The sequence below is a fragment of the Lentzea sp. NPDC020367 genome, assembly GCF_044387305.1.
Lineage (GTDB): Bacteria > Actinomycetota > Actinomycetes > Mycobacteriales > Pseudonocardiaceae > Lentzea.
In genome coordinates, this window is sequence record NZ_JBIRVV010000001.1 from 880,832 (window position 1) to 901,542 (window position 20,711).

A 20,711-nucleotide genomic window follows, 5' to 3' on the forward strand; every position below is an offset into this window, starting at 1 on the left:
TAAGGCGTGACTATGGAATTGGTTCGCGTACTTGTCTTGGACGCGTCCGCTGAGCCCGCCCTACGGTCGGAACCGTGACCAGCGCACCCGTCTTCGACGCGAAGATCCCCGAGACCGCCTCGCCGAAGGTGGAGTTCATCAGCCTGTCGCACCTGAACCCGTCGACTGAGCTGAACCCCATCCCGAGCAGGGGCATCGACCTCAAGTACTTCCGCCAGTACGTCCGCTCGCTCGAAGAGGGCGGCTACGACTACACGTTGCTCCCGTACGGCGCCGCCTCCGCCGACTCGTTCGTCGTGGCGTCGGCGGTCGGCCAGCTCACCGAGCGGATCCGGCCCATCGTCGCCTTGCGGCCCAACACGACGTTCCCGTTGGTGGGTGCGCAGAAGCTCGCCACCCTCGACCAGCTGACCGAGGGCCGCGCGGTCGTCCACCTGATCTCCGGCGGCAGCGACGCCGAGCAGGCGAGGCAGGGCGACTACCTGCCGAAGGACCGCCGGTACGCGCGCACCTCGGAGTACATCGACCTGCTGCGCCGGGCCTGGACCGAGCCAGGACCGTTCAGCCACGAGGGTGAGTTCTACAAGTTCGACGACTTCGGGCCCGGTTTCGCGCCGTACGAGGCGCCGATCCCGATCTCCATCGGCGGCCAGTCCGACGAGGCGTTCCAGGTGGGCGGCGAGAAGGCCGACATCTTCAGCTTCTGGGGCGAGCCGCTCGACGACCTGCGCGGCGAGATCGACCGGGTGCACGCGATCGCCCGCGCCGCCGGCCGTACGACGTTGCCGCGCATCTGGGTCACGTTCCGGCCGATCATCGCCAGGACCGACGAACTGGCCTGGCAGAAGGCCCACGAGTACGTCGCGAAGATCGCCGACACGTTCGGCAAGGCCGCCTACGGCAAGCAGAGTTTCATCCCGAAGGGCTCACCGCAGAACGTCGGCTCGCAGCGGGCGTTGTCGTTCGCCGAGAAGGGCGAGCTCTACGACCGTGCACTGTGGACTCGGACGGCGGCCGTGACGAACGCGGCCGGTGCCTCGACCGCGTTGGTCGGCTCGCCCGAGACGGTGGCCGCGGCGATCCTGGACTACGTCGATCGCGGCGCGGACCTGGTCAGCATCCGCGGTTACGACACGCTCGCCGACGCCGTCGACTACGGCAAGCACGTGCTTCCGCTGGTGCGTCAGGAACTCGCGCACCGGGAGGCCACCGGCACCCGCGGCACCCTGCAGGCCGACCACCTCGGCGGCTACACCGAGGACTACCGGCGTTTCGCGGGCCAGGCATGACGACCACGGTCACGGACCTCGCCGCGGTCACGGCGGAACTGGCCGAGACCGCGGCCGAGTACGACCAGAGCGGCGCGATCCCGGTGAAGGGCCTGGAGGTCGTCCATCGCGCGGGGTTGTTCACCGCGACCGTGGGAACGCGGTTCGGTGGCGCCGGAGCCGGGCCGCGGGAGGTGGCGCGCATCCTCACCGCGCTCGGCGAGGGCGACCCGTCGGTGGCGCTGATCGTGGCGAACACGCTGATGGCGCACTCGGCCCAGGCCGCGCACTCCCACTGGCCGCAGGCGTTCTACGACGACGTGCTGCGGCGTTCCGCGGAAGGCCCGGCACCGATCAACGCCATCAGGGCCGAACCCGAACTGGGCGCGCCTGCCCGTGGCGGCCTGCCGAAGACCAAGATCAGCCGATCCGGGCGGGGCTGGGTCCTCAACGGCCACAAGGCCTACGCCACGGGTGCTTCGGCGCTGGCCTACCACCAGGTGTGGGTCGTCACCGACGATCCCGAACCGCGGGTGGGCCACGTGATCGTGCCGGGGGACCTGCCCGGCATCACCTGGGTCGACACGTGGGACCACCTGGGCCTGCGGGCCTCGAACACCCACGACGTGATCTACGAGGGCGTGGAGCTGCCGCACGAGGCGTTCGTCGAGATCCCGCGTGGTGCCGACGGCGCCTACCGCGACCCGGCGGCCGTCGCGGGACCGGGCAGCTTCGGGCATCCCGCGCTGTACATCGGTGTGGCTCGGGCGGCCCGCAGCGCGTTCGCGGACTTCGCGCGCAACCGCGTCCCGGCAGGGCTGGGCAGGCCGATCGCCACGACCGAACGCATCCAGGCGGTCGCCGGCGAGATCGACCTGCAGATCGCGCAGGCGGAAACGTTGCTGCACGGCGCTTTGCTGCGCATCGAGGCGGGCGACGAGTCGGTGCACCCGCAGCTGTCGGTGATCAAGGTCGGGATCGCGCGGTCCGTGGTCTCGGCGGTGCAGACGGCCGTCGCGGCACTGGGCAACCCCGGGTTGTCGCGACGGAACTCCCTGGAACGGCACCTGCGCGACGTTCTGTGCGTGCGGGTTCACCCACCGCAGGAGGACGCCGCGCTCATCGCCGCCGGTCAGCGCGTGCTCGGCGGATCGTAGGCCCGGACGGGCGGTACCGGGCCGTCGTACCGGGTGACGGCGACCAGCACGTGCGCTCCGCTGGTCGCCTGCGTCAACGGCGAGGTGGCGACGTCCCTGGTCAGCACGTTGACGTTGCCGTTGACGCAGTCGGCGACCTCGGGCGCGCTGGGGTCGAACCACGCCCCGGTGTGCATCTGCGCCACACCGGGCAGCAGGACGTCCGAGATGACCACCCCGGCCAGCAGGCTGCCCTGCGCGCTGCGGACCAGTACAACGTCCCCTGTGGACAGTCCGCGCCGTGCCGCGTCCTCGGGGTGGAGCCTGATGGGTTCGCGGCCGGCGACCTTGGTCGACTGGCTCGCGTCACCCATGTCCAGCTGGCTGTGCAACCGGTGGGTCGGCTGGTTGCACAGCAGGTGCAGGTCGAACTCCTCGGCGAGCGGCGAACCCCACCACTGCGTGGGCTCGCGCCACCGGGCGTGGCCCGCCACAGCGGAGTCGAGCTCGAGCCGGCCGCTGGGAGTGCCCAGGGGCGAACCGGCGCGGAACGCGGTGAAAACCGCGTCGCGGTACGGCTCCTGGGGCAGGTCCAGCCCTCCGTCGCGCCAGAACTCCGCGAACGGGGGAGCCTCCTCGGTGCGCCACTCCTCGTAGATCCGCTCCAGCCACTGCGAGGAGTCGAGACCCTCGGCGAAGTCCACGCCGAGCCGGGACGCCAGTTCGGTGTAGATCCAGAACTCCTCGCGGGACTCTCCGAACGGTGCCACCACGCGGGGCATCGCCCGCAGCCTGCTGTCACCCGCGCCGGCCGCGATGTCGTCGCGTTCCAGTGTGGTCGCGACCGGCAGGACGATGTCGGCGTGCTTGGCGGTCGGCGTCCAGTGCGTCTCGTGCACCACGAACGTGTCCAAACGGGACAGTGCGGTGCGCAGCCGGCGCAGGTCCTGGTGGTGGTGGAACGGGTTGCCGCCCGCCCAGTACGCGAGCTTGACGTCCGGATAGGTCAAGGTCCGGCCGTTGTACGGGACCTTCTCGCCGGGGTGCAGCAGCATGTCGCTGATCCGGGCGCACGGGATGAAGTCGGGCACGGGGTTCACGCCCTGGGGGAACGTAGGCAGGCCCGGTCCGGCGACGCCCACGCCGTAGTCGCCCATCGACCCGAACCCGTGCGCGAAACCACCGCCGGGCAACCCGATCTGCCCGAGGAACGCCGCCAGCGTGAGGCCCGCGAACACCGGTTGCTCGCCGTTCTCCCCGCGCTGCAAGGCGTAGACCACGTTGATCAGGGTCCGGCCCGCCGCCATCCGGTGGGCGAGCGCGCGAATCACACCCGCGGGCGCCCGGCTGATCTCCGCGGCCCACTCCGGGGTCTTGGGCACCCCGTCGACCTCGCCCAGGACGTACCGGCGCACCTGTTCGGCCCCGACGGTGTGCGTCGCCAGGAACTCGTCGTCCGCGAGGCCGTCGACGATCAGGACGTGGATCAACGCGAGCATCACGGCGGTGTCGGTGGCCGGCATCACCCCGATCCACTCGGCGCCGAGATCGGCGAACGCGTCGTCCCGTTGCGCGGACAGGGACACGACCCGCGTGGTGCGCCCGACGGCGCGGATGCGTTCGGAACTGGTGTGCCGCGCGTGCCCGCCCGGCGCGACCCAGGTGTTCGACCGCCGCACGCCGCCGAAGCTGACCAGCAGATCGGTGTGGTCGGCGATGTCCGCCCAGGACGTGGGTTTGTGCCGCATGTCGAGCGTTTCCCGCGCGCCGATCAGGTGCGGCAGCAGCACCTGGCTGGCGCCGCGGCTGTAGTCGTTGATCGAACGCGTGTAGCCGCCGATCCTGTTGAGGAACCGGTGCAGCTGGCTCTGCGCGTGGTGCAACCGTCCCGCGCTGCCCCAGCCGTACGAGCCGCCGAAGATCGCCTGGTTGCCGAACTCCGACCGCACGCGATCGAGTTCGCCCGCCACGAGGTCGAGGGCGGCGTCCCAGGAGACTTCGACGAACTCGTCGCCCCGGCGCACGGCCGGCCGTGCGATCCGGGACCGGTGCCGGTTTCCGCTCACGACGTTGCCGATCGCCGGTGCGGCGTCCGGTTCCGCAGAACGCGCCGAACTGACCTCCCCGCCGTCGGTCTCGACCCAGTAGGTGCCCCAGTGTGCGCTGGTCTCCACGGAACGAGATTATCCGCGTGGGCAACGCGATAAGAGATAAGACTCCGTGATGAGTTCCGATCCCCATTTCGTCTTGGACCCATTCCTGTCCGCGCTTCTACGGTCTTCGCATGAAATTCCCTCACGCGTTCCGGACGATCGTCGGCCTCGCCACCGTGCTCGCCCTCACCGCGTGCGGCGCCGGCGTGGGTGCCCAAAGCGGTGGGGAGCCCAGGCAGGGCGGCGACATCACGTTCCTCATCGACTCGCTCGGTGACACCTGGATTCCCAACAACAGCGCCATTTCCAGCTTCCAGGGCCACATCTGGGGCCACGTCACCGACAAGCTCGTCTACGTCGACGACAAGGGCGCCGTCAGCCCGTGGATCGCGGAGAAGTGGGACCAGAACCCCACCGCCACCGAGTTCACGCTGCACCTCAGGGACGGCGTGACGTTCTCCGACAAGACACCGCTCGACGCCGCCGCGGTCGTGGCGAACCTCGACATCTGGTCCAAGGGCGACCCGGCGCGCGGCATCAACCCGATCGGCCTGTTCCCCAAGACCTACGAGCGTTCCGAGGCCGTGGACGCCAAAACGGTGAAGGTGTTCTTCAAGGCACCGACGCTCGGATTCATCCCGACCCTTGGCTACCACGGCTCGATCCTGGTCTCGCCCAAGACCATCGCGCTTCCGGCGGCCCAGCAGGCCGACCTGTCCAACGACATCGGCAGCGGGCCGTTCACCGTCGCCTCCTGGAAGGAGGGCGACAGCGTCGTGCTGAAGAAGCGCCCTGACTACAACTGGGCGCCGGCGGCATTGGGCAAGCAGGGACCGGCCGAGCTCGACTCGATCACCTACAAGCTCGTCGCGGAACCGTCGGTGCGCACGTCCGCGGTCCAGTCGGGACAGGCCGACGTCGCCTACAACCCGTCGCCGCAGGAGCTGAAGTCCTTCAAGGACCAGGGTTTCACCACCGCCACCCCGCGCTACCTCGGGTTCGTCAACGGCTACGCGGTGAACACCAAGGCCGCGCCGTTCGACGACCTCGAGGTGCGCCAGGCGTTCCAGCACGGCATCGACCGCGCCGAGATCATCTCGACCGTCTACACCGAGGACTGGCTGCCCGCGAAGTCGTTGTTCCAGAGCAACGTCCCCGGTGCCACGGACCGCAGCGCGGACTTCGCGTTCGACGCGGCCAAGTCGAACGCGCTGCTCGACGAGGCGGGCTGGGTCAAGGGCGCGGACGGCGTGCGTGCCAAGGACGGCAAGCAGCTCGCGCTGACGCTGTACTCCAACCCGTACCTGGCCGCCTCCAAGTCGATCGACGAACTGGTCGCGCAGCAGCTCGGCAAGCTCGGCTTCAAGGTCGGCATCCAGTCGTTCGACGTCGTCACCTACGGCGAGCGCGTGAAAATCAACAACCCGAACATCGCCGCCTACGAGATCACCCGCAGCTTCATCGACGCGGGCACGGTGGCCGGCGTGCTGACCGACGCGAACAAGGGCGAGAACTGGTTCGGGCTCGGGCAGAGCGACGCCAAGCTGGTCGAGCTCGCGACCGGTGTCGCGCGGTCGGAGAACGTCGAGGCACGCGCCAAGATCCTCGACGAACTGCAGGGATACGTGTTGCAGCAGGGCTACTACGTGCCGCTGACGCAGATCGTGCAGCGCATCTACCTGCAGTCGCCGAAGCTCAAGGGCGTGACGTACAACGGCATCGCGTACGCCAACTACTACACCGCCTCGCTGACGTCATGAACCGCGCCTACCTGGCCTTCGCGCTGCGGCGGGTCGTGCAGGCGGCGGTCGTGATCCTGCTGGCCTACGTGTTCACGTTCATCGTGATCAGCGTGCTGCCCGGCGACCCGGTGACGAACACGTTGCGCAACCCGCAGAACGGCTTCTCCGAGGAGGAGATCTCCCGGATCGTCGCCTACTACGGGCTCGACCGGCCGGTGTACGTGCAGCTGTGGGAGTCGTTGTCCCGCTTCCTCGTCGGCGACCTGGGCATCTCGCTGCGGTCGGGGTTGCCGGTGTCGAGGCTGATCGGCGAGGTCCTGCCGTCGACGATCGTCCTCGCGCTGTCGGCACTTCTCGTCGCGGTGCTGCTGGCGTTCGCCGTCGCCTTGGGCACGCGGTACCTGCCCTCGCGCTACGGGCAGAACCTGCTGCGCGCGTTCCCGTCGTTGTTCCTGTCGGTGCCGAACTACGTGATCGGACTGCTGCTGATCAACGTGTTCGCGTTCCAGTTCGGCCTGTTCCGGGTGATCGACTCCGAGGGCGGGTTCGCGACGCTGTTCGCGTCCATCGCGCTCGGGATTCCGGTGTCCGCACGGGTCGCGGAGGTGCTGATCGCGAACCTCGACCACGAGGCAGGGCAGGAGTACGCGGCTGTCGCTCGGTCCCGCGGACTCGGTCAGACCCGGTTGTTCTTCCGCCACCTGCTCAAGCCGTCGTCGCTGCCGGTGGTGACGGTGATCGCGCTGACCGTCGGCGAACTGCTGGGCGGTGCGGTGATCACCGAGAAGATCTTCGGGCGCACCGGCATCGGCAGCCTGGTCGAGCGGTCGGTGACCACGCAGGACCTTCCGGTGCTGCAGGCGGTGGTGGCGCTGGCCGCCGTGGTGTTCGTCGTCGTCAACCTCGCGGCCGACCTGGTCTACCCGCTGCTCGACCCGCGGGTCCGGCTGACCGAGGAGGTGTCCGCATGACCACGCTCACCAGGCCCGCGACCAGGGTTCCGCTCAGCGCGGGGCTGTCGTTCGGGGTCGTCGCGGTCGTGCTGCTGTGGTCGTTGGTGCCCGGCCTGTTCACGACCCAGAACCCCGCGCTGGGAGTGCCCGCCGACAAGTTCCAGGCACCGAGCCTGACGCACTGGTTCGGCACCGACCACCTCGGCCGTGACCTGTTCGCACGGGTGGTGCACGGCACCGCGTCGTCGGTCAGCAGCGCGTTGATCGCCGTGACCATCGCCGTCCTGGTCGGTGGCCTGATGGGGCTGCTCGCCGGGTTCCTCGGCGGCTGGACGGACACGGTGCTGGCGCGGTTCGTGGACGTGCTGCTGGCGATCCCGGAGTTCCTGCTCGCGGTGATCGTCGTCAGCGCGCTCGGCTTCGAGACGACCAACGCCGCGATCGCCACCGGGGTGTCGGCGGTCGGCATCTTCGCCAGGGTGATGCGGTCGGAGGTGCTCAAGACCCGCCGCGCGGTGTTCGTCGAGGCCTCCTACCTGCAGGGCGGGGCGCAGTGGCACATCCTCGTGCGGCACGTCCTGCCCAACGCCTCGCGTTCGCTGCTGTCGCTCGCGGTGCTGCAGTTCGGGTACTCGATCCTGCTCATCGCGGGACTCGCGTTCCTCGGCTACGGCGACCCGCCGCCCGCGTCGGACTGGGGCCTGCTGATCTCGGTCGGCAAGGACTACCCGTTGTCGCCGTGGCTGGTCTACGCCCCGGCCCTCGTCATGATCACGACAGTCCTCTCCGTGAACAGGATCAGCCGATGGCTACGCAAGACCGACTGACCCTGCGCGTCTCGGACCTGTCCGTCGCCTACGGGCACCACGAGGTGGTGTCGAACGTCAGCTTCTCGATGCGGCGCGGGGAAAGCCTCGCGCTGATCGGCGAGTCGGGCTCGGGCAAGTCGACCATCGCCCGTTCCGTGCTGCGCCTGCTGCCGCGCTCGGGCCGGGCGAGCGGTGTGGTCGAGTTCGAGGGCCAGGACGTGTTGTCGTTGCCCGAGCGGCGGTTCCGGCCGTTGCGCGGGCGGGCGATCGGGTTCGTGCCGCAGGATCCCGGCCACGCGCTGAATCCCGTGCGCACGATCGGTTCGCAGGCCCTGGAGGCGGCCGCGCTGGTCGCCGAGACCGGGCGCAGGGAACTGGTGCTGGACACGTTCGCCCAGGTCGGGCTGGACGATCCGCGCCGGGTGTACGACTCGTACCCGCACCAGTTGTCCGGTGGCATGCTGCAACGAGTCCTCATCGGACTGACCGTGTTGCCGCGGCCCGCGTTGATCGTGGCCGACGAGCCGACCTCGGCGCTGGACGTGACCATCCAGAAGCGCATCCTGGACCTGTTGTCACGGCTGCGCGAGGAGCTGGACATCAGCCTCCTGCTGATCACCCACGACCTCGCGATCGCCGCCGAACGCGCCGACTCGCTGGTGGTGCTGAAGGACGGCGTCGTCCAGGAGGCCGGCGACACGGGCACGGTGTTCAGCGCGCCCTCGTCGGCCTACGCCGAGCAGTTGCACGCCGACGTGCCCGCGCTGAACCCCGATCGCTACGAACACCTCCGCACGTTGCCCGGCGAGGTGCCGAAGATCGAGGTCAGCGGCGTGACGAAGTCGTTCGTCGTCGAAGGGGCCCGGTTGACCGCCGTCGACGACGTGTCGTTCGCGGTGAGCGCGGGGGAGACCCACGCGCTGGTCGGCGAGTCCGGCTCCGGCAAGACGACCACGATCCGCCTGTTGCTCGGACTCGAAGTGCCCGACAGCGGCGCCATCACGGTCGCCGGCGAGGACGTGACCGGCCGTTCGCACGGAGACCTCCGGTCGATCCGCCGCCACCTGCAACTGGTCTACCAGAACCCGTTCACCTCGCTCGATCCCACGTGGACGGTCGCCAGGCTGGTCGGGGAGTCGCTCGACCGCTACCGCATCGGCACGCGGGCCGAGCGCGCCGATCGGGTGCGCGAGGCGGTGGAGGCGGTCGGCCTGAGCCCGGACCTGGTGTCCCGCAAGCCTTCCGCGCTGTCCGGCGGGCAACGGCAGCGTGTCGCGATCGCCCGTGCGCTCGTCCTGCGGCCGGACGTGATCGTGCTCGACGAGCCGACCTCGGCGCTGGACGTGAGCGTGCAGGCGGGGATCGTCGAGGTGCTGCTGACGTTGCAGGCCGAGCTCGGGCTGACCTACGTGTTCGTCTCGCACGACCTGGCCCTCGTCCGCCAGTTCGCGCACACGGTCTCGGTCATGCACCGCGGCCGGATCGTGGAGAGCGGCCCCGTCAAGACCGTCCTCGACTCCCCGCGCGAGGCCTACACGCGCACCCTCGTCGAGTCGCTTCCCGCTGGTGTGAAAGGACTCCGATGACGCGCCTGGGCTTCAACACGCGGGTGTCGTTCGACGACGACAGCGGCCCCGAACGCGGTCTGCAGGACGGGCTGGCGCTGTTCCGGGCCGCGGAACGGCTGGGCTACCAGTCCGGCTGGGTCTACCAGCGCCACTTCGACCACTACCTGTCGTCACCGCTGCCGTTCCTCGCCGCCGTCGGCCAGCACACCCGGCACATCCGCCTGGGCACCGCCGTGCTGCCGATGCGCTACCAGGACCCGATCCTGCTGGCGGAGGCCGCGGGCACCACGGACCTGCTGGTGGGACAACGGCTGGAACTGGCCGTCGCCACCGGTGCCACGGCGGCGTTCGACGCGGTCTTCGGCACCGTCGGGACGGACGCCCGAACCGAGGCACAACGCCGCCAGGAACGCTTCCTGGCGGCGGTCGGCGGCTCACCGCTGCACGTCGTGGACGGGCCGGGCCAGGGCGCACCGGTGGGCACCGAGCTGAGGGTGACACCGCACAGCCCCGGACTGCTCTCCCGCGTGCGGCAGGGCGCCGCCAGTCTCGGTTCCGCGGTGCGGGCGGCGGAACTCGGCATCGGCCTGATCACCGGCACCGTGCTGCACGACCTGGCCGAAGGGGAGACGTTCGGCGAGTACCAGGCGCGCATCATCGACGCCTACCGCACCACGTGGCGCGAGAAGCACGGCACCACACCGCCTCCGGTGGCCGTCGCCGCCTCGATCCTGCCGGGCACCACGCCGGAACTCCGTGCGAGGTATGCCGACTACGACCTCCAGCGCCGCACCGAGGGGATGGCCGCGTCCCGGCCTCGAGGTGCGCTGGTGCCGGTCGTCTCGGCCGATCTGCCCGCCGGGATGCGCATCAGCCCGGTGTTCCACGGTTCGCCGGACGAGGTGACGGAGGCCGTGCTGGCCGATCTCGGGCTTGCCGTGGCCGACGAGGTGGTGCTGTTCCTGCCGCCGGCGTTCGGCCTGACGGACAACGTCCGGCTGCTCACGGATCTCGCGGTGACGCTGGCACCCGCGTTGGGCTGGACGCCTGCTGCTTGATCCGGCACGAAAGGAAGGGGTGGACGTCGACTCGACGTCCACCCCTTCCCGTCACTGTGCGCCGGTCGCGACAGGCCTCTCCGGGTCCGACGACCACGCCGACCACGAGCCGGGGAACAGCGCGGCATCCACTCCGGCGATCGCGAGGGCCGCGATCTCGTGCGCCGCCGTCACGCCGGAACCGCAGTAGACCCCGACGTCCGACCCGTCCAGGTCCGCGAACTTGGCCTGAAGTTCTTCGGTGGAAAGGAAAGCGCCGTCCTTCAGGTTGGCCGCCGTCGGTGCGGATCGCGCACCGGGGATGTGCCCGGCGCGAGGGTCGATCGGCTCCACCTCGCCGCGATACCGCTCTGCCGCCCGTGCGTCCAGCAGCACGCCCTTGTCGGCGAGCACCGCTGCCTCGTCGGCGGTCAGGGTGGGCAGGTTTCCGGCGGACAGCTCGACGTCGCCCGGTTCCGCGGTCTCGTCGCCCACCGCGATCTCGAACCCCTCTGCCTGCCAGGCCTTCCACGCGCCGTCCAGGATGCGCACGTCGCTCAGGCCCGCCCAGCGCAGCAACCACCAGGCCCGCGCGGCCGAGGTGCCGCCGTTGTCGTCGTAGACCACGACCGGCCGGTGCTCGGTGACACCCCAGCTCCGGGCCGCTTCCTGCAGGTCCGCGATGTCCGGCAACGGGTGCCGGCCTGCCGTAGCGGGCGCGTCGTGGTTCGCGAGCTGGGTGTCCAGGTCCACGTAGACGGCGCCCGGGATGTGGCCGGCGCGGTAGTGGTCGTGGCCCTTCGCGTCGCCCAACGCCCAGCGCACGTCCAGGAGCACCGGCGCTTGGCCGTCCTGGATCAGGCGGTGCAGCTCGGCGGGTTCGGTGAGGACGGCCCGCCGGGTGAGGCCGGGCAGGGTCGCGGCCAGGTCGGCGTCGTCGAGGCTGCCCGGTTCGACGCCCTCGGCGACCGCGCGCTGCACGCGTTCGGCCAGCGCGGCGTTGTAGGGCGCGGTCTGGCCGGAAAGCCTTGCCCGCAGGGACACTTCGCCGTTGAGGTAGTCGGTTTCCGGTGCGCCGCCGCGCTGAAGGCTTTGCCAGGTCGACGAACCGCTGCGGTCGTGGCCGGGGATGGGACGGATGACCACGACCTCCCTGATCCGGTCGGGAACGAGGGCGGGGGCGCCGAGCACGAGCGCGGCCTCCTGCCGGGTGAGGCGCAGGGCGGCGCTGCGCAGGGCGCTGGGGCGGTAGAGCGCGTCGAGTGCGTTGCCGGTGTTGCCGATCAGCTTGGCGGCCTTCCAGCGCTGGATGTCGTCGACGACCTCGGTGTGGAAGCGCGCGTCCGCGAGGTCCTCGGCGATCTCCGTCAGCCTCGGATGCGTGCCGCTGGGGTAGGCGCCGAGCCAGAACGCGCCCGCGGCGGGTTCAGCAGGGGACACGACCTCACCGGGGGAGAGGTGGCTGGCCGGGATCCACACGACCGCGCCGAACACCGTCGCGAACCTGCGCAACGCGATCCGTTCGTTCTCCAGGCCGTTCTGCAGCAGCACGATCGGCAGTGCCGCGGCCGCCGTGCTCGTGCCGACCGGACGCCACGCCCACGCCCGCACCACTTCCTCGGTGTCCTGGGACTTCGTGGCGACGACCAGCACGTCGTCCGGCTGGAGCTCGACCTCGTCCGGCCCGCCGACCACGGCGAGACGGATCTCCGACACACCGCCGGGCCGGACGTACCGCAGGCCACCGGTGCGCAGCGCGTCGAGGTTGGAGCCTCGGGCGACCAGGATCACCTGGCGCCCGGCCTCGTGCAGCTCCGCGGCCGCGGTGGCGCCGACCGCGCCACCGCCGATGATCACGTATCTCGTCATGCGGTTCTCCCAGGCGGTCCGACAGTGCACTGTGGACGGTCAGATGTTCTTTCCCTGCGCAGGGAAGGCTCGTCGGCTCGGCGTTCGCTGTCAATCGCTTCCAGCTACTGGGAGGACTCCGGCGGCGCGGTGAGCACGCCCCGGTAGGCCAGGGTGTGGCTGTAGACGATGTTGGTCGTGGTGCTGCCGAACGCGATCAGCTCGTCGACGACCTGTTCGAGGTGCCGCATCGAGGTGGCGGCGACCTTGAGCGTGTAGCAGTCGTCACCGGTGGTGCGCAGGCATTCGAGGATCTCGGCACGGTGTGCGAGCAGCCGGTGCAACGGTCCGTGCTGGTTGCCCGGGTACTTCAGGCGCACCACCGCCAGCACCCCGTAGCCGACCTTGCCGAGGTCCACGGTGGCGCGGTAGCCGGTGATGACGCCGATGCTCTCCAGCCGCTTGACGCGTTCGGTGGTGGCCGAGGCGCTGAGGCTGACCCGGCGGCCCAGCTCGGTGAGCGGGACGCGGCCGTCCTGCTGCAGCTCGGCGAGGATCGCCCAGTCGGTCTCGTCCAGAGTCTCGGTCACCCGGCCAAACTACCGTGGATTTCACGGCCGAACATCGCCAAGGCCGTGAAGACTGCCTTTGACGAACCTGGCGAACGGCCTAGCCTTGATCACGTGTTGATCGGAGTGAACGTTCCCAACTTCGGCCCCGGCACCAGTCCGGCCGTGCTGCGCGACTGGGCGCGGACGGTGGAGGGCCTGGGTTTCGACCTGCTCATGGTGTCCGACCACGTGGCGATCACCCCCGACGTGGCGCGGCAGTACCCGGCCCCGTTCTACGACCCGTTCACGACGCTGGCGTGGCTCGCCGGCGTCACGGAACGGATCACCCTGGGCACGACCGTGCTGATCGCGCCGTACCGGCACCCGCTGCTGGTCGCGCGGATGGCCGCCAACCTGGCCGAACTGAGCGGCGGCCGGTTCGTTCTCGGCGTCGGGATCGGCTGGGCGCGGCAGGAGTTCGAGGCGCTCGGCGTCGAGTTCCGCCGCCGCGGCGCGCTCACCGACGAGCTGATCGCGACGGTGCGCGAGGTCTGGCGCGACGAGGGCTACCGCGCCGGGGACATCCCGATCTGGGTCGGCGGGGACAGCGACGCCGGCCTGCGGCGCGCGGTCCGGCTCGGCGACGCCTGGCACCCGCTGCGGCAGACCCCGGACGCGTGGCAGGAGTCGCTGACCCGGCTGCGGAAGGTCGCGGCGGAGGAAGATCGGCCGCTGCCCGAACTGGCGCCGCGCATTCTGCTTCGGCTGAGCGACGAGCCACTTGACGACCGGCGGCTCGGCGAGGGCACGCTGGACCAGGTCGTCGGCGACCTCGAACGACTGCGTGCGGACGGCGCCAAGGCCGTGGTGCTGGACCCGTTCCTCGGCGATCCGGAGGAGACTCGGCGTCCGGAAGCCGCGTGGCACGCGCTGGCCGCGGTGCGAAAGGAGATGCGGTGAACGAGGAACACCTGCGCAGGGCGCTCGCGCTGGCGGCGGAGGCGAGGGCGGGAGGGAACCCGCCGTTCGGGTCGCTGCTGGTCGGCCCGGACGGGTCGGTGCTGGCGGAGGAACGCAACTCCTGCCTGACCGACGACGACATCACCGCCCACCCCGAGCTGAAGCTGGCCCGCTGGGCCGCCCAGAAGCTGGACCCGGCCACCGCCGCCGGCACCACCATGTACACGAGCTGCGAGCCGTGCGGGATGTGTGCGGGAGCGCTGGCCCGGTCGGGCATCGGGCACGTGGTGTTCGCGCTGTCGGGCAACCAGCTGAACCTGCTGAAGACCTCGGGCGGGTTCGCCGACGTGCCGACGGACGGACCGCACCTGTTCGAGGAGGCGTGGATCCCGGTCAAGGGCTACTACCCCTGAGGGATCAGCACGATCCTGCCGAACACCTCGCCCGCGTCCATCTTCCGGTGCGCGAGCGCGGCCTGCGTCAACGGCAGCTGTTCGTGCACCACCACCTGCAGTTCGCCGCGCGCGGCCGCGGCGAACTGCGCTTCCCGCACCGCTCGTCTGTCCGATTCGGACACCGTGGCGGCGCTGAAGGTCGCGAACGACAGCGACTTCTGGAACGCGCCGATGATCCGGGTGCCGAAGTCGTCCGGCGGCTGACCCCCGACAGCGCCGACGACGACCAGGCGCCCGTTCGGGTTCAGCCGGTCCAAGAACGACGGCAGGTCCGGCCCGGCCACGACGTCGATGATGACGTCGTAGCCCGCACCGCCCTGACCTGAGCGGTCCAGCACCTCGGTCGCCCCGAGTGCGCGCAGCCGTTCGCCGCGCAGAGCCGAGGACGTGGTGACCGCGACCGCTCCCGCGCCGCCCAGCGCCGCCAGTTGCACCGTCATGATCCCGAGGCTGCCCGACGCGCCGCGGACCAGCACGGACTCGCCGGGAGCGAACCGGGCGCGGGCGAGTCCGAAGTGCGCCACGAGACCGGCGCTGCCGAGTGCCACCGCGTCGACCGAGGACAGAGCCGCTGGAAGAGCGATGAAGTCCGCGGCGATCGCGTACTCGGCATAACCACCACCGGTGCCGGTGGCCGCCCACACCCGTTGCCCGATCCAGGACGCGTCCACGTCGTCGCCCGCCGCGATCACGGTGCCCGCCACCTCACCGCCGGGCACATGGCCCTCGCGGAACCCGTAGGCGGCGAGATCACCGCGCCGGATCACCACGTCCACCCCGCCCACCCCGATCGCCTCGACGGCGATCAGCACCTGGCCCCGCGCGGGGACCGGGGTGGCGAGGTCGACCACGGCCATCCCGTCAGGACTGCCGAACTCCTGCACAGCAACAGCTTTCACGACCGCGAAACTAACGGACGCACCCGTCCGTTTCGCTAAAGTGAGAGCATGGCTGGTCGTTTGTCTCAGACAGTGCGTTCCGACGCGCGGTACAACCGCGAACACATCCTGGACGCGGCACGCGAGGTGTTCGCCGCCGAAGGCCTGAACGCGCCGATGCGGGAGGTGGCGCGCCGTGCCGGTGTCGGGCCGGCGACGCTCTACCGGCACTTCCCGACCAAGGAGATCCTCGCCACCGAGGCGTTCGCGGACCAGATGCGGGCCTGCGAGACCATCGTGGAGGACGGGCTCGCGCACCCCGACCCGTGGCAGGGCTTCTGCTCGGTGATCGAACGGATCTGCGAGCTGCACGCCCGTGACCGGGGCTTCACCGCCGCCTTCACGTCGGCCTTCCCCCACGCCGTGGACTTCGGGGAGCGTCGCGAGCGGACGCTGAAGTCGGTCGCGAAGCTGGCCCGCAAGGCCAAGCGGTCCGGTCACCTCAGGCAGGACTTCGTGCTGGACGACCTGATCCTCGTCCTCATGGCGAACAGCGGCATCCACGCGAACTCGCCGGCCACCCGTGCCGCGGCCTCCCGGCGCTTCGCCGAACTGGTGATCAGGGCGTTCCGGACCAGTCCTCTGTAGACGCCACGCGGACCAGCATCTTGCCGATGTTGTCCCCGCGCAGCACACCGAGGAACGCCTCGACGACGTTCTCGAACCCGTCCACCACGGTCTCGGAGGCTTTCACCGTGCCGTTCTGGACGTGCGGGACGAGAAAGCGCTCGAACCGTTCACGGGCGTCGAGGTGCTCGCGAACCAGGAAACCCTCCAGCCGCAGAGACTTGAACATGACGTCGGCCAGGTTGTGCGGCGCGGCGGGCGGAGCCGAGCTGTACTGGGCGATCGCGCCCGACCACGCGATCCGGCCGTGCGGGCGCAACGCGTCGATCGCGGCGGCGAGGTGGTCGCCGCCGACGTTGTCGAGGTAGACGTCGATGCCCTCCGGAGCGGCCTGCGCGAGTTGCTCGCCGACCGGGCCTTCGCGGTGGTTGAACGCCGCGTCGAAGCCGATCTCCTTCAGGTGCGCCACCTTCGCCGCCGACCCGGCACTGCCGATGATCCGCCCGGCGCCCAGCAGCCTGGCGATCTGCCCGGCCGCGCTGCCCACCCCGCCCGCGGCGGCGGACACGAACAGGTCCTCACCCGGCTGCAGGCGGGCGATCCGCGTGAGCCCGACGAACGCCGTCAGGCCCGTACCGCCCAGCACGCCGAGGTACGCGCTCAGCGGCACGCCCTCGGCCTGATGCACACGCCGAACCTCCGCAGCGCCCACGACAGCGTGCGTCGACCATCCGGCGCGGTGGAACACCGTTGTGCCTACGGGGAGTTCCGGTGCCAGGGAGTCGGCGACCCGGCCGATCGCCCTGCCCTCCGTCCCGGCCTCGCCGGTGTTCATCAGCTGCCGCATGTACGGGTCGAGCGACAGGTAGTCGTTCTCCACCAGCACCTGTCCGTCGGCGAGTGCGGGCAGGGACTCTCGAACGACGGTGAAGTCCTCCGCGCTGGGCGTGCCCTGCGGGCGGCGCACCTGGCGGACGGCGAGGAATGTGCTCATGCGGAGAACGTAAGGACGCCAAGGCGCGCCGCGGCAGAGTGCGAAGTCGATCGATCCCGCCGTTCCATGAACCGCGTTCATGGATAGTGGAACCGTGGACCTGAGCCCTTCCGACCTGCGCCTGCTCGTCGCCGTCGAGCACACCGGTAGCTTCACCGCCGCGGGACGCGAGGTCGGCCTCTCGCAGTCCGCGGTGTCGCACGCCGTGCGGGAGTGCGAACGTCGCGTGGGGGCCGTCCTGTTCGAACGCGGCCGGCGAGGCGCGAGTCCCACACCCGCCGGTGAACGAGCAGTCGTGCACGCACGCCAAATCTTGCGTCAATTGGAACTGCTGCGCACCGAAGCACGCGACGCGGCAGCCGGATCGGTCACCGGCCCGGTGCGCATCGCGGCGTTCCGCACCGCCGCCGCGCACCTGCTGCCGCCTGCGCTCGACCGGCTGACCACCCGATTCCCCGGACTGAAACCGCAGGTCCTGGTCGTGCCCGAGCTGGGCAGGGGCGCGGCGGGCGAGGTCGCGGACGGCCGCGCCGACCTCGCCATCGCCACCCTCGACGACCACGCCGAACTCCCCGGCCTGCACCACGGCGACCTGCTCACCGAGCCGTACCTGCTCGTGCACCCGGCCGGACACCCACGGCCGCGCACGCTGCCGTTGCTCGACTGGCCGGAGAACTGCTCCTCCTACACCCGCACCTGGTGGAGGACGCAGGACTGGCTGCCGCCCAGGAGGCTGGACGTGGCCGACGACAGCGTGGTGCTGTCGATGGTGGCGCAGGGCATCGGCATGGCGATCCTGCCCCGGCTGACGGTGCTCAGCCCTCCTCCGGGGGTGGAGCTCGTCGACCTCGGCCCCGACCGGCCGACGCGCAGGCTGGTGCACGTGACCACGAGTGCGGGCAGGCACTCCCTCGCCGTGCGCGAGCTGATCCGCGAGCTCCGGGCGAGTGCGAACTGAGGTGAACTGTCCGGTTCCTCTCTTTTTGATCGTCCACAGTGGAGCTTTTGACGCATGCCATGATACTTCCCGTGGGGGTCGAGTTCGAAGTACTGGGTGAGATCAGGGCACGTGTGGACGGTGCGGTCGCCGACCTGGGCACGGCGCGGCAACGCGCGGTGCTGGCGGCGCTGGTGCTGGAGCCGGGCCGTCCGGTGACGCTGGACCAGGTGGTCGACCGGGTCTGGGGCGATCACGCGCCGGGCACGGTGGTCACGAGCGTGCGCAGCTACGTGTCGAAGCTGCGCACGATCCTGCGCGGCGTGGACATCGTCGGCCGGGCGGGCGCGTACACGGTGGACTACGACCCGGACGCCCTGGACGCGCACCGGTTCACCGCATTGCTCAAGCAGGCGCGGCAGACGCCGGACGACGCGGGCGCGGCCGAGGCGTACCGGGCGGCGCTGGAGCTGTGGCGGGGCGAACCGTTCTCGGGCATGGAGACGCCGTGGTTCGCGGGGCACCGGCACGCGCTGGCCGTCGCCAGGCACACGGCGTGGCTCGACCACACCGACATCCGGCTGCGGCGCGGTGAGCACGCCGAGGTGCTGCCCGACCTGGTCGGGCTCGCGCTCAGGTACCCGCAGGACGAACGGGTCGCCGCGGCGCTGATGCTCGCGCTCTACCTCAGCGGCCGGCAGGCGGAGGCGCTCGAACAGTTCGACCGCACCAGGAAGTTCCTCGCGTCCGAGCTCGGCACCGACCCGGGACCGGAGTTGGCCAAGCTGCACGAACGGATCCTGCGCGCCGAGGTGCCGGTCGCGGTGTCCTCGGTGCCGCGGCAGCTGCCGGCGCGGCCGCAGGTGTTCGCCGGACGGTTGCGGGAACTGGACGCGCTGGGCGGCGTCCTCGACGGCCGGTCCACGGTGGTGATCTCCGCGATCGGCGGGGCCGGCGGCGTCGGCAAGACGTGGCTCGCGCTGCACTGGGCGCACGAGCGGCTGGAGGCCTTCCCGGACGGCCAGCTCTACGCGAACCTGCGCGGGTTCGACCCGAGCACCGCGCCGGTGCGGCCGGAGGTGGTGCTCAGGTCGTTCCTGGACGCGCTCGGCGTGGAGCCGGAGGCGATCCCGGCGGACGCCGACGCGCAGGCCTCGGTGTTCCGCAGCGTGCTGGCGCGCCGCCGGATGCTGATCGTGCTGGACAACGCACGCGACGCCGCGCAGATCGTGCCGCTGCTGCCGGGATCCGGGCCCAGCCGGGTCGTGGTGACGAGCCGCAACCGGCTGGCGGCCCTGGTCTCCGCGCACGGCGCCTACCCGTTGACGCTGGACGTGCTCGACGACGCCGAGGCGCGCGCCGTGCTGGTCGGTCACCTCGGCGAGGACCGGGTCGCGGCCGAACCGGACGCCGTCGACGCCGTGCTCCGCTACTGCGCCGGTCTGCCGCTGGCGCTGGGCATCGTGGCGGCACGGGCGTTGGTGCAGTCGGAGTTGCCGCTGTCCGCGCTGGCCGACGAGCTGCGCGACGAGACGGCCAGGCTGGACGCCGTCGACACCGGCGACTCCGACGTGAACCTGCGCGCGGTGCTGTCGTGGTCGGTGCGCGCCCTGTCCGCCGACGCGCAGAGGTTGTTCGCGCTGCTCGGCCTGGTGCCCGGTGCCGACGTCGCGGTGCCGGCCGTCGAGTCGTTGTCCGGTGCTCCCGTGCAGCACCTGCTGGACGAGCTGGAGCACGCCCACCTGGTGTCGCAGCACGTCCCCGGCCGGTACCGGATGCACGACCTCGTCAAGCTCTACGCCGCCGAACACCGCGTCCCCGACGCCGGCCGGGCACTCGACCGGCTCGTCGACCACTACCTGCACACCGCCTACACGGGTGAGCGCGACCTCTTCCCGGAACGCGCGAACATCCCGATGCCCGAAGCTTCGCAGGGCACCGTCGTCGAGGCCATCAGCGGGACGGCGCCGGTCATGGCGTGGTTCGAGGCCGAGGGGGCGAACCTGCTCGCGATCCGGGACCTCGCGGGCAGCCGGGCGTGGCAGCTCGCCTGGTCCGCGACGACCTACCACGTGCGCACCAGCAAATACGCCGACCGGCTGCAGCTCTGGCTCGCCGCACTGCCGTACGCGGAGGACGTCGACCTGCGGACGCTGACGCTCGCCCATCGCTCGGTCGCGGACGCGTACGCGCACCTCGACCGGCACGACGAGGCGATGCAGCACCTGCAGCGCGCGCTCGTCGCGGCCGAGGCGTCCGGCGACCCGGTGGTGCACGGCAACGTCCACTACGGCATCAGCGCCGCCTACGAGTCGGGCGCGGACTACGAGTCCGCGGTCAAGCACTCCGCCGAGGCGCTGCGGATCTACAGCAGGAGCACCAACCAGCTCGCGATCGGGCAGGCCTACGCGGCGGTCGGCTGGCACAGCGCGTTGCTCGGGCGCTACGACGACGCCCGTGAGCACACCGAACGCGCGAGGGAGATGTTCACCGAGCTCAACGCTATGCAGAGCCTGGGATGCGCGGTCGACACCCTCGCGCTGGTGGCGAACAAGACCGGTGACCACACCGGGGCGGTGGAACTCTGCCGCGAGGCGTTGCGGATCTTCCGCGACGCTCGCGACGCCGCACGCGTGGCGGACGCGACGCAGCGCCTGGGGGAAGCGCTGATCGCCGTGGGGGACACCGAAGCCGGGCGTGCCGCACTCGTGCAGGCACATGAGCTGCTGGTGAGCCAGGGCCGCACCAGCGAGGCCGAACGGGTCGCCCAGATGCTCTGACCTGCGAACCAACAT

The 20,711-nt window shown here is 70.8% G+C and carries 17 protein-coding genes; 12 read left to right on the forward strand and 5 right to left on the reverse strand.

Going from position 1 to position 20,711, the window contains the following annotated elements:
* Nucleotides 1–74 precede the first annotated feature (74 nt).
* Nucleotides 75–1,289, forward strand: coding sequence for an LLM class flavin-dependent oxidoreductase (locus ACH413_RS03950; protein ID WP_360043035.1), 1,215 nt, complete (start codon nucleotides 75–77; stop codon nucleotides 1,287–1,289).
* A complete protein-coding gene (locus ACH413_RS03955) occupies nucleotides 1,286–2,425 on the forward strand; it encodes an acyl-CoA dehydrogenase family protein (RefSeq protein WP_360043032.1) in 1,140 nt (379 codons plus the stop codon). The genes ACH413_RS03950 and ACH413_RS03955 overlap by 4 nt, the downstream gene beginning before the upstream one ends.
* Here the strand turns inward: ACH413_RS03955 and ACH413_RS03960 are convergent.
* Nucleotides 2,401–4,578 carry a molybdopterin-dependent oxidoreductase gene (locus ACH413_RS03960; RefSeq protein ID WP_360043029.1) on the reverse strand — a complete coding sequence of 726 codons (2,178 nt, stop codon included), beginning with the start codon at nucleotides 4,576–4,578 and terminating at the stop codon, nucleotides 2,401–2,403. The genes ACH413_RS03955 and ACH413_RS03960 overlap by 25 nt on opposite strands.
* A 110-nt stretch (nucleotides 4,579–4,688) precedes the next feature.
* Here ACH413_RS03960 and ACH413_RS03965 point away from each other — a divergent pair, with 110 nt between their 5' ends.
* Genes ACH413_RS03965 through ACH413_RS03985 form a run of 5 tightly spaced genes read left to right on the forward strand, consistent with a single transcriptional unit; the run spans nucleotide 4,689 to nucleotide 10,687 of the window.
* The gene (locus tag ACH413_RS03965; protein ID WP_360043026.1) at nucleotides 4,689–6,317 is read left to right on the forward strand and encodes an ABC transporter substrate-binding protein; all 1,629 of its coding nucleotides are present in this window, start codon (nucleotides 4,689–4,691) and stop codon (nucleotides 6,315–6,317) included.
* Entirely contained in the window at nucleotides 6,314–7,270 is a 957-nt protein-coding gene (locus tag ACH413_RS03970) for an ABC transporter permease (RefSeq protein WP_360043023.1), read from the forward strand. Before ACH413_RS03965 ends, ACH413_RS03970 begins: the two co-directional genes overlap by 4 nt.
* Nucleotides 7,267–8,079, forward strand: coding sequence for an ABC transporter permease (locus ACH413_RS03975; RefSeq protein WP_360043020.1), 813 nt, complete (start codon nucleotides 7,267–7,269; stop codon nucleotides 8,077–8,079). Before ACH413_RS03970 ends, ACH413_RS03975 begins: the two co-directional genes overlap by 4 nt.
* Complete coding sequence (locus ACH413_RS03980) at nucleotides 8,058–9,647, forward strand: ABC transporter ATP-binding protein (protein WP_360043017.1); 1,590 nt, start codon at nucleotides 8,058–8,060, stop codon at nucleotides 9,645–9,647. The genes ACH413_RS03975 and ACH413_RS03980 overlap by 22 nt, the downstream gene beginning before the upstream one ends.
* Entirely contained in the window at nucleotides 9,644–10,687 is a 1,044-nt protein-coding gene (locus ACH413_RS03985) for an LLM class flavin-dependent oxidoreductase (RefSeq protein ID WP_360043014.1), read from the forward strand. The genes ACH413_RS03980 and ACH413_RS03985 overlap by 4 nt, the downstream gene beginning before the upstream one ends.
* 51 nt (nucleotides 10,688–10,738) lie before the next feature.
* Here ACH413_RS03985 and ACH413_RS03990 read toward each other — a convergent pair whose 3' ends face one another.
* Both ACH413_RS03990 and ACH413_RS03995 read right to left on the reverse strand, forming a co-directional pair.
* Nucleotides 10,739–12,535, reverse strand: a complete 1,797-nt coding sequence (locus ACH413_RS03990; RefSeq protein ID WP_360043011.1) for a rhodanese-like domain-containing protein — start codon at nucleotides 12,533–12,535, stop codon at nucleotides 10,739–10,741.
* Between the two features lie 104 nt (nucleotides 12,536–12,639).
* Entirely contained in the window at nucleotides 12,640–13,104 is a 465-nt protein-coding gene (locus ACH413_RS03995; RefSeq protein WP_360043008.1) for an Lrp/AsnC family transcriptional regulator, read from the reverse strand.
* 93 nt (nucleotides 13,105–13,197) lie between these two features.
* Between ACH413_RS03995 and ACH413_RS04000 the strand changes: the two genes are divergently transcribed.
* A complete protein-coding gene (locus ACH413_RS04000; protein WP_360043005.1) occupies nucleotides 13,198–14,025 on the forward strand; it encodes an LLM class flavin-dependent oxidoreductase in 828 nt (275 codons plus the stop codon).
* Nucleotides 14,022–14,438 (forward strand): nucleoside deaminase, encoded by a 417-nt coding sequence (locus tag ACH413_RS04005; RefSeq protein WP_360043002.1) that lies wholly within the window; start codon nucleotides 14,022–14,024, stop codon nucleotides 14,436–14,438. Before ACH413_RS04000 ends, ACH413_RS04005 begins: the two co-directional genes overlap by 4 nt.
* Here the strand turns inward: ACH413_RS04005 and ACH413_RS04010 are convergent.
* The gene (locus ACH413_RS04010; RefSeq protein ID WP_360042999.1) at nucleotides 14,429–15,379 is read right to left on the reverse strand and encodes a zinc-binding dehydrogenase; all 951 of its coding nucleotides are present in this window, start codon (nucleotides 15,377–15,379) and stop codon (nucleotides 14,429–14,431) included. The two genes, ACH413_RS04005 and ACH413_RS04010, sit on opposite strands and share 10 nt — an antisense overlap.
* Nucleotides 15,380–15,427: 48 nt before the next feature.
* Here ACH413_RS04010 and ACH413_RS04015 point away from each other — a divergent pair, with 48 nt between their 5' ends.
* Nucleotides 15,428–16,006, forward strand: a complete 579-nt coding sequence (locus ACH413_RS04015; protein ID WP_360042996.1) for a helix-turn-helix domain-containing protein — start codon at nucleotides 15,428–15,430, stop codon at nucleotides 16,004–16,006.
* Here the strand turns inward: ACH413_RS04015 and ACH413_RS04020 are convergent.
* The gene (locus ACH413_RS04020) at nucleotides 15,978–16,979 is read right to left on the reverse strand and encodes an NADP-dependent oxidoreductase (protein ID WP_360042994.1); all 1,002 of its coding nucleotides are present in this window, start codon (nucleotides 16,977–16,979) and stop codon (nucleotides 15,978–15,980) included. The genes ACH413_RS04015 and ACH413_RS04020 overlap by 29 nt on opposite strands.
* A 94-nt stretch (nucleotides 16,980–17,073) precedes the next feature.
* Here ACH413_RS04020 and ACH413_RS04025 point away from each other — a divergent pair, with 94 nt between their 5' ends.
* Both ACH413_RS04025 and ACH413_RS04030 read left to right on the forward strand, forming a co-directional pair.
* Complete coding sequence (locus ACH413_RS04025; RefSeq protein WP_360042991.1) at nucleotides 17,074–17,937, forward strand: LysR family transcriptional regulator; 864 nt, start codon at nucleotides 17,074–17,076, stop codon at nucleotides 17,935–17,937.
* Between the two features lie 71 nt (nucleotides 17,938–18,008).
* Nucleotides 18,009–20,696: a BTAD domain-containing putative transcriptional regulator gene (locus tag ACH413_RS04030; RefSeq protein WP_360042988.1), complete on the forward strand. Its 2,688-nt coding sequence runs from the start codon at nucleotides 18,009–18,011 to the stop codon at nucleotides 20,694–20,696.
* The last annotated feature ends 15 nt before the right edge of the window (nucleotides 20,697–20,711 follow it).

Coding starts and splice junctions, on each gene's coding strand:
- ACH413_RS03985 (WP_360043014.1), top strand. CDS start 9,644: ATGACGCGCCTGGGCTTCAACACGCGGGTGTCGTTCGACGACGACAGC.
- ACH413_RS04020 (WP_360042994.1), bottom strand. CDS start 16,979: ATGAGCACATTCCTCGCCGTCCGCCAGGTGCGCCGCCCGCAGGGCACG.
- ACH413_RS03990 (WP_360043011.1), bottom strand. CDS start 12,535: ATGACGAGATACGTGATCATCGGCGGTGGCGCGGTCGGCGCCACCGCG.
- ACH413_RS03965 (WP_360043026.1), top strand. CDS start 4,689: ATGAAATTCCCTCACGCGTTCCGGACGATCGTCGGCCTCGCCACCGTG.
- ACH413_RS03955 (WP_360043032.1), top strand. CDS start 1,286: ATGACGACCACGGTCACGGACCTCGCCGCGGTCACGGCGGAACTGGCC.
- ACH413_RS03980 (WP_360043017.1), top strand. CDS start 8,058: ATGGCTACGCAAGACCGACTGACCCTGCGCGTCTCGGACCTGTCCGTC.
- ACH413_RS03975 (WP_360043020.1), top strand. CDS start 7,267: ATGACCACGCTCACCAGGCCCGCGACCAGGGTTCCGCTCAGCGCGGGG.
- ACH413_RS04015 (WP_360042996.1), top strand. CDS start 15,428: ATGGCTGGTCGTTTGTCTCAGACAGTGCGTTCCGACGCGCGGTACAAC.
- ACH413_RS03970 (WP_360043023.1), top strand. CDS start 6,314: ATGAACCGCGCCTACCTGGCCTTCGCGCTGCGGCGGGTCGTGCAGGCG.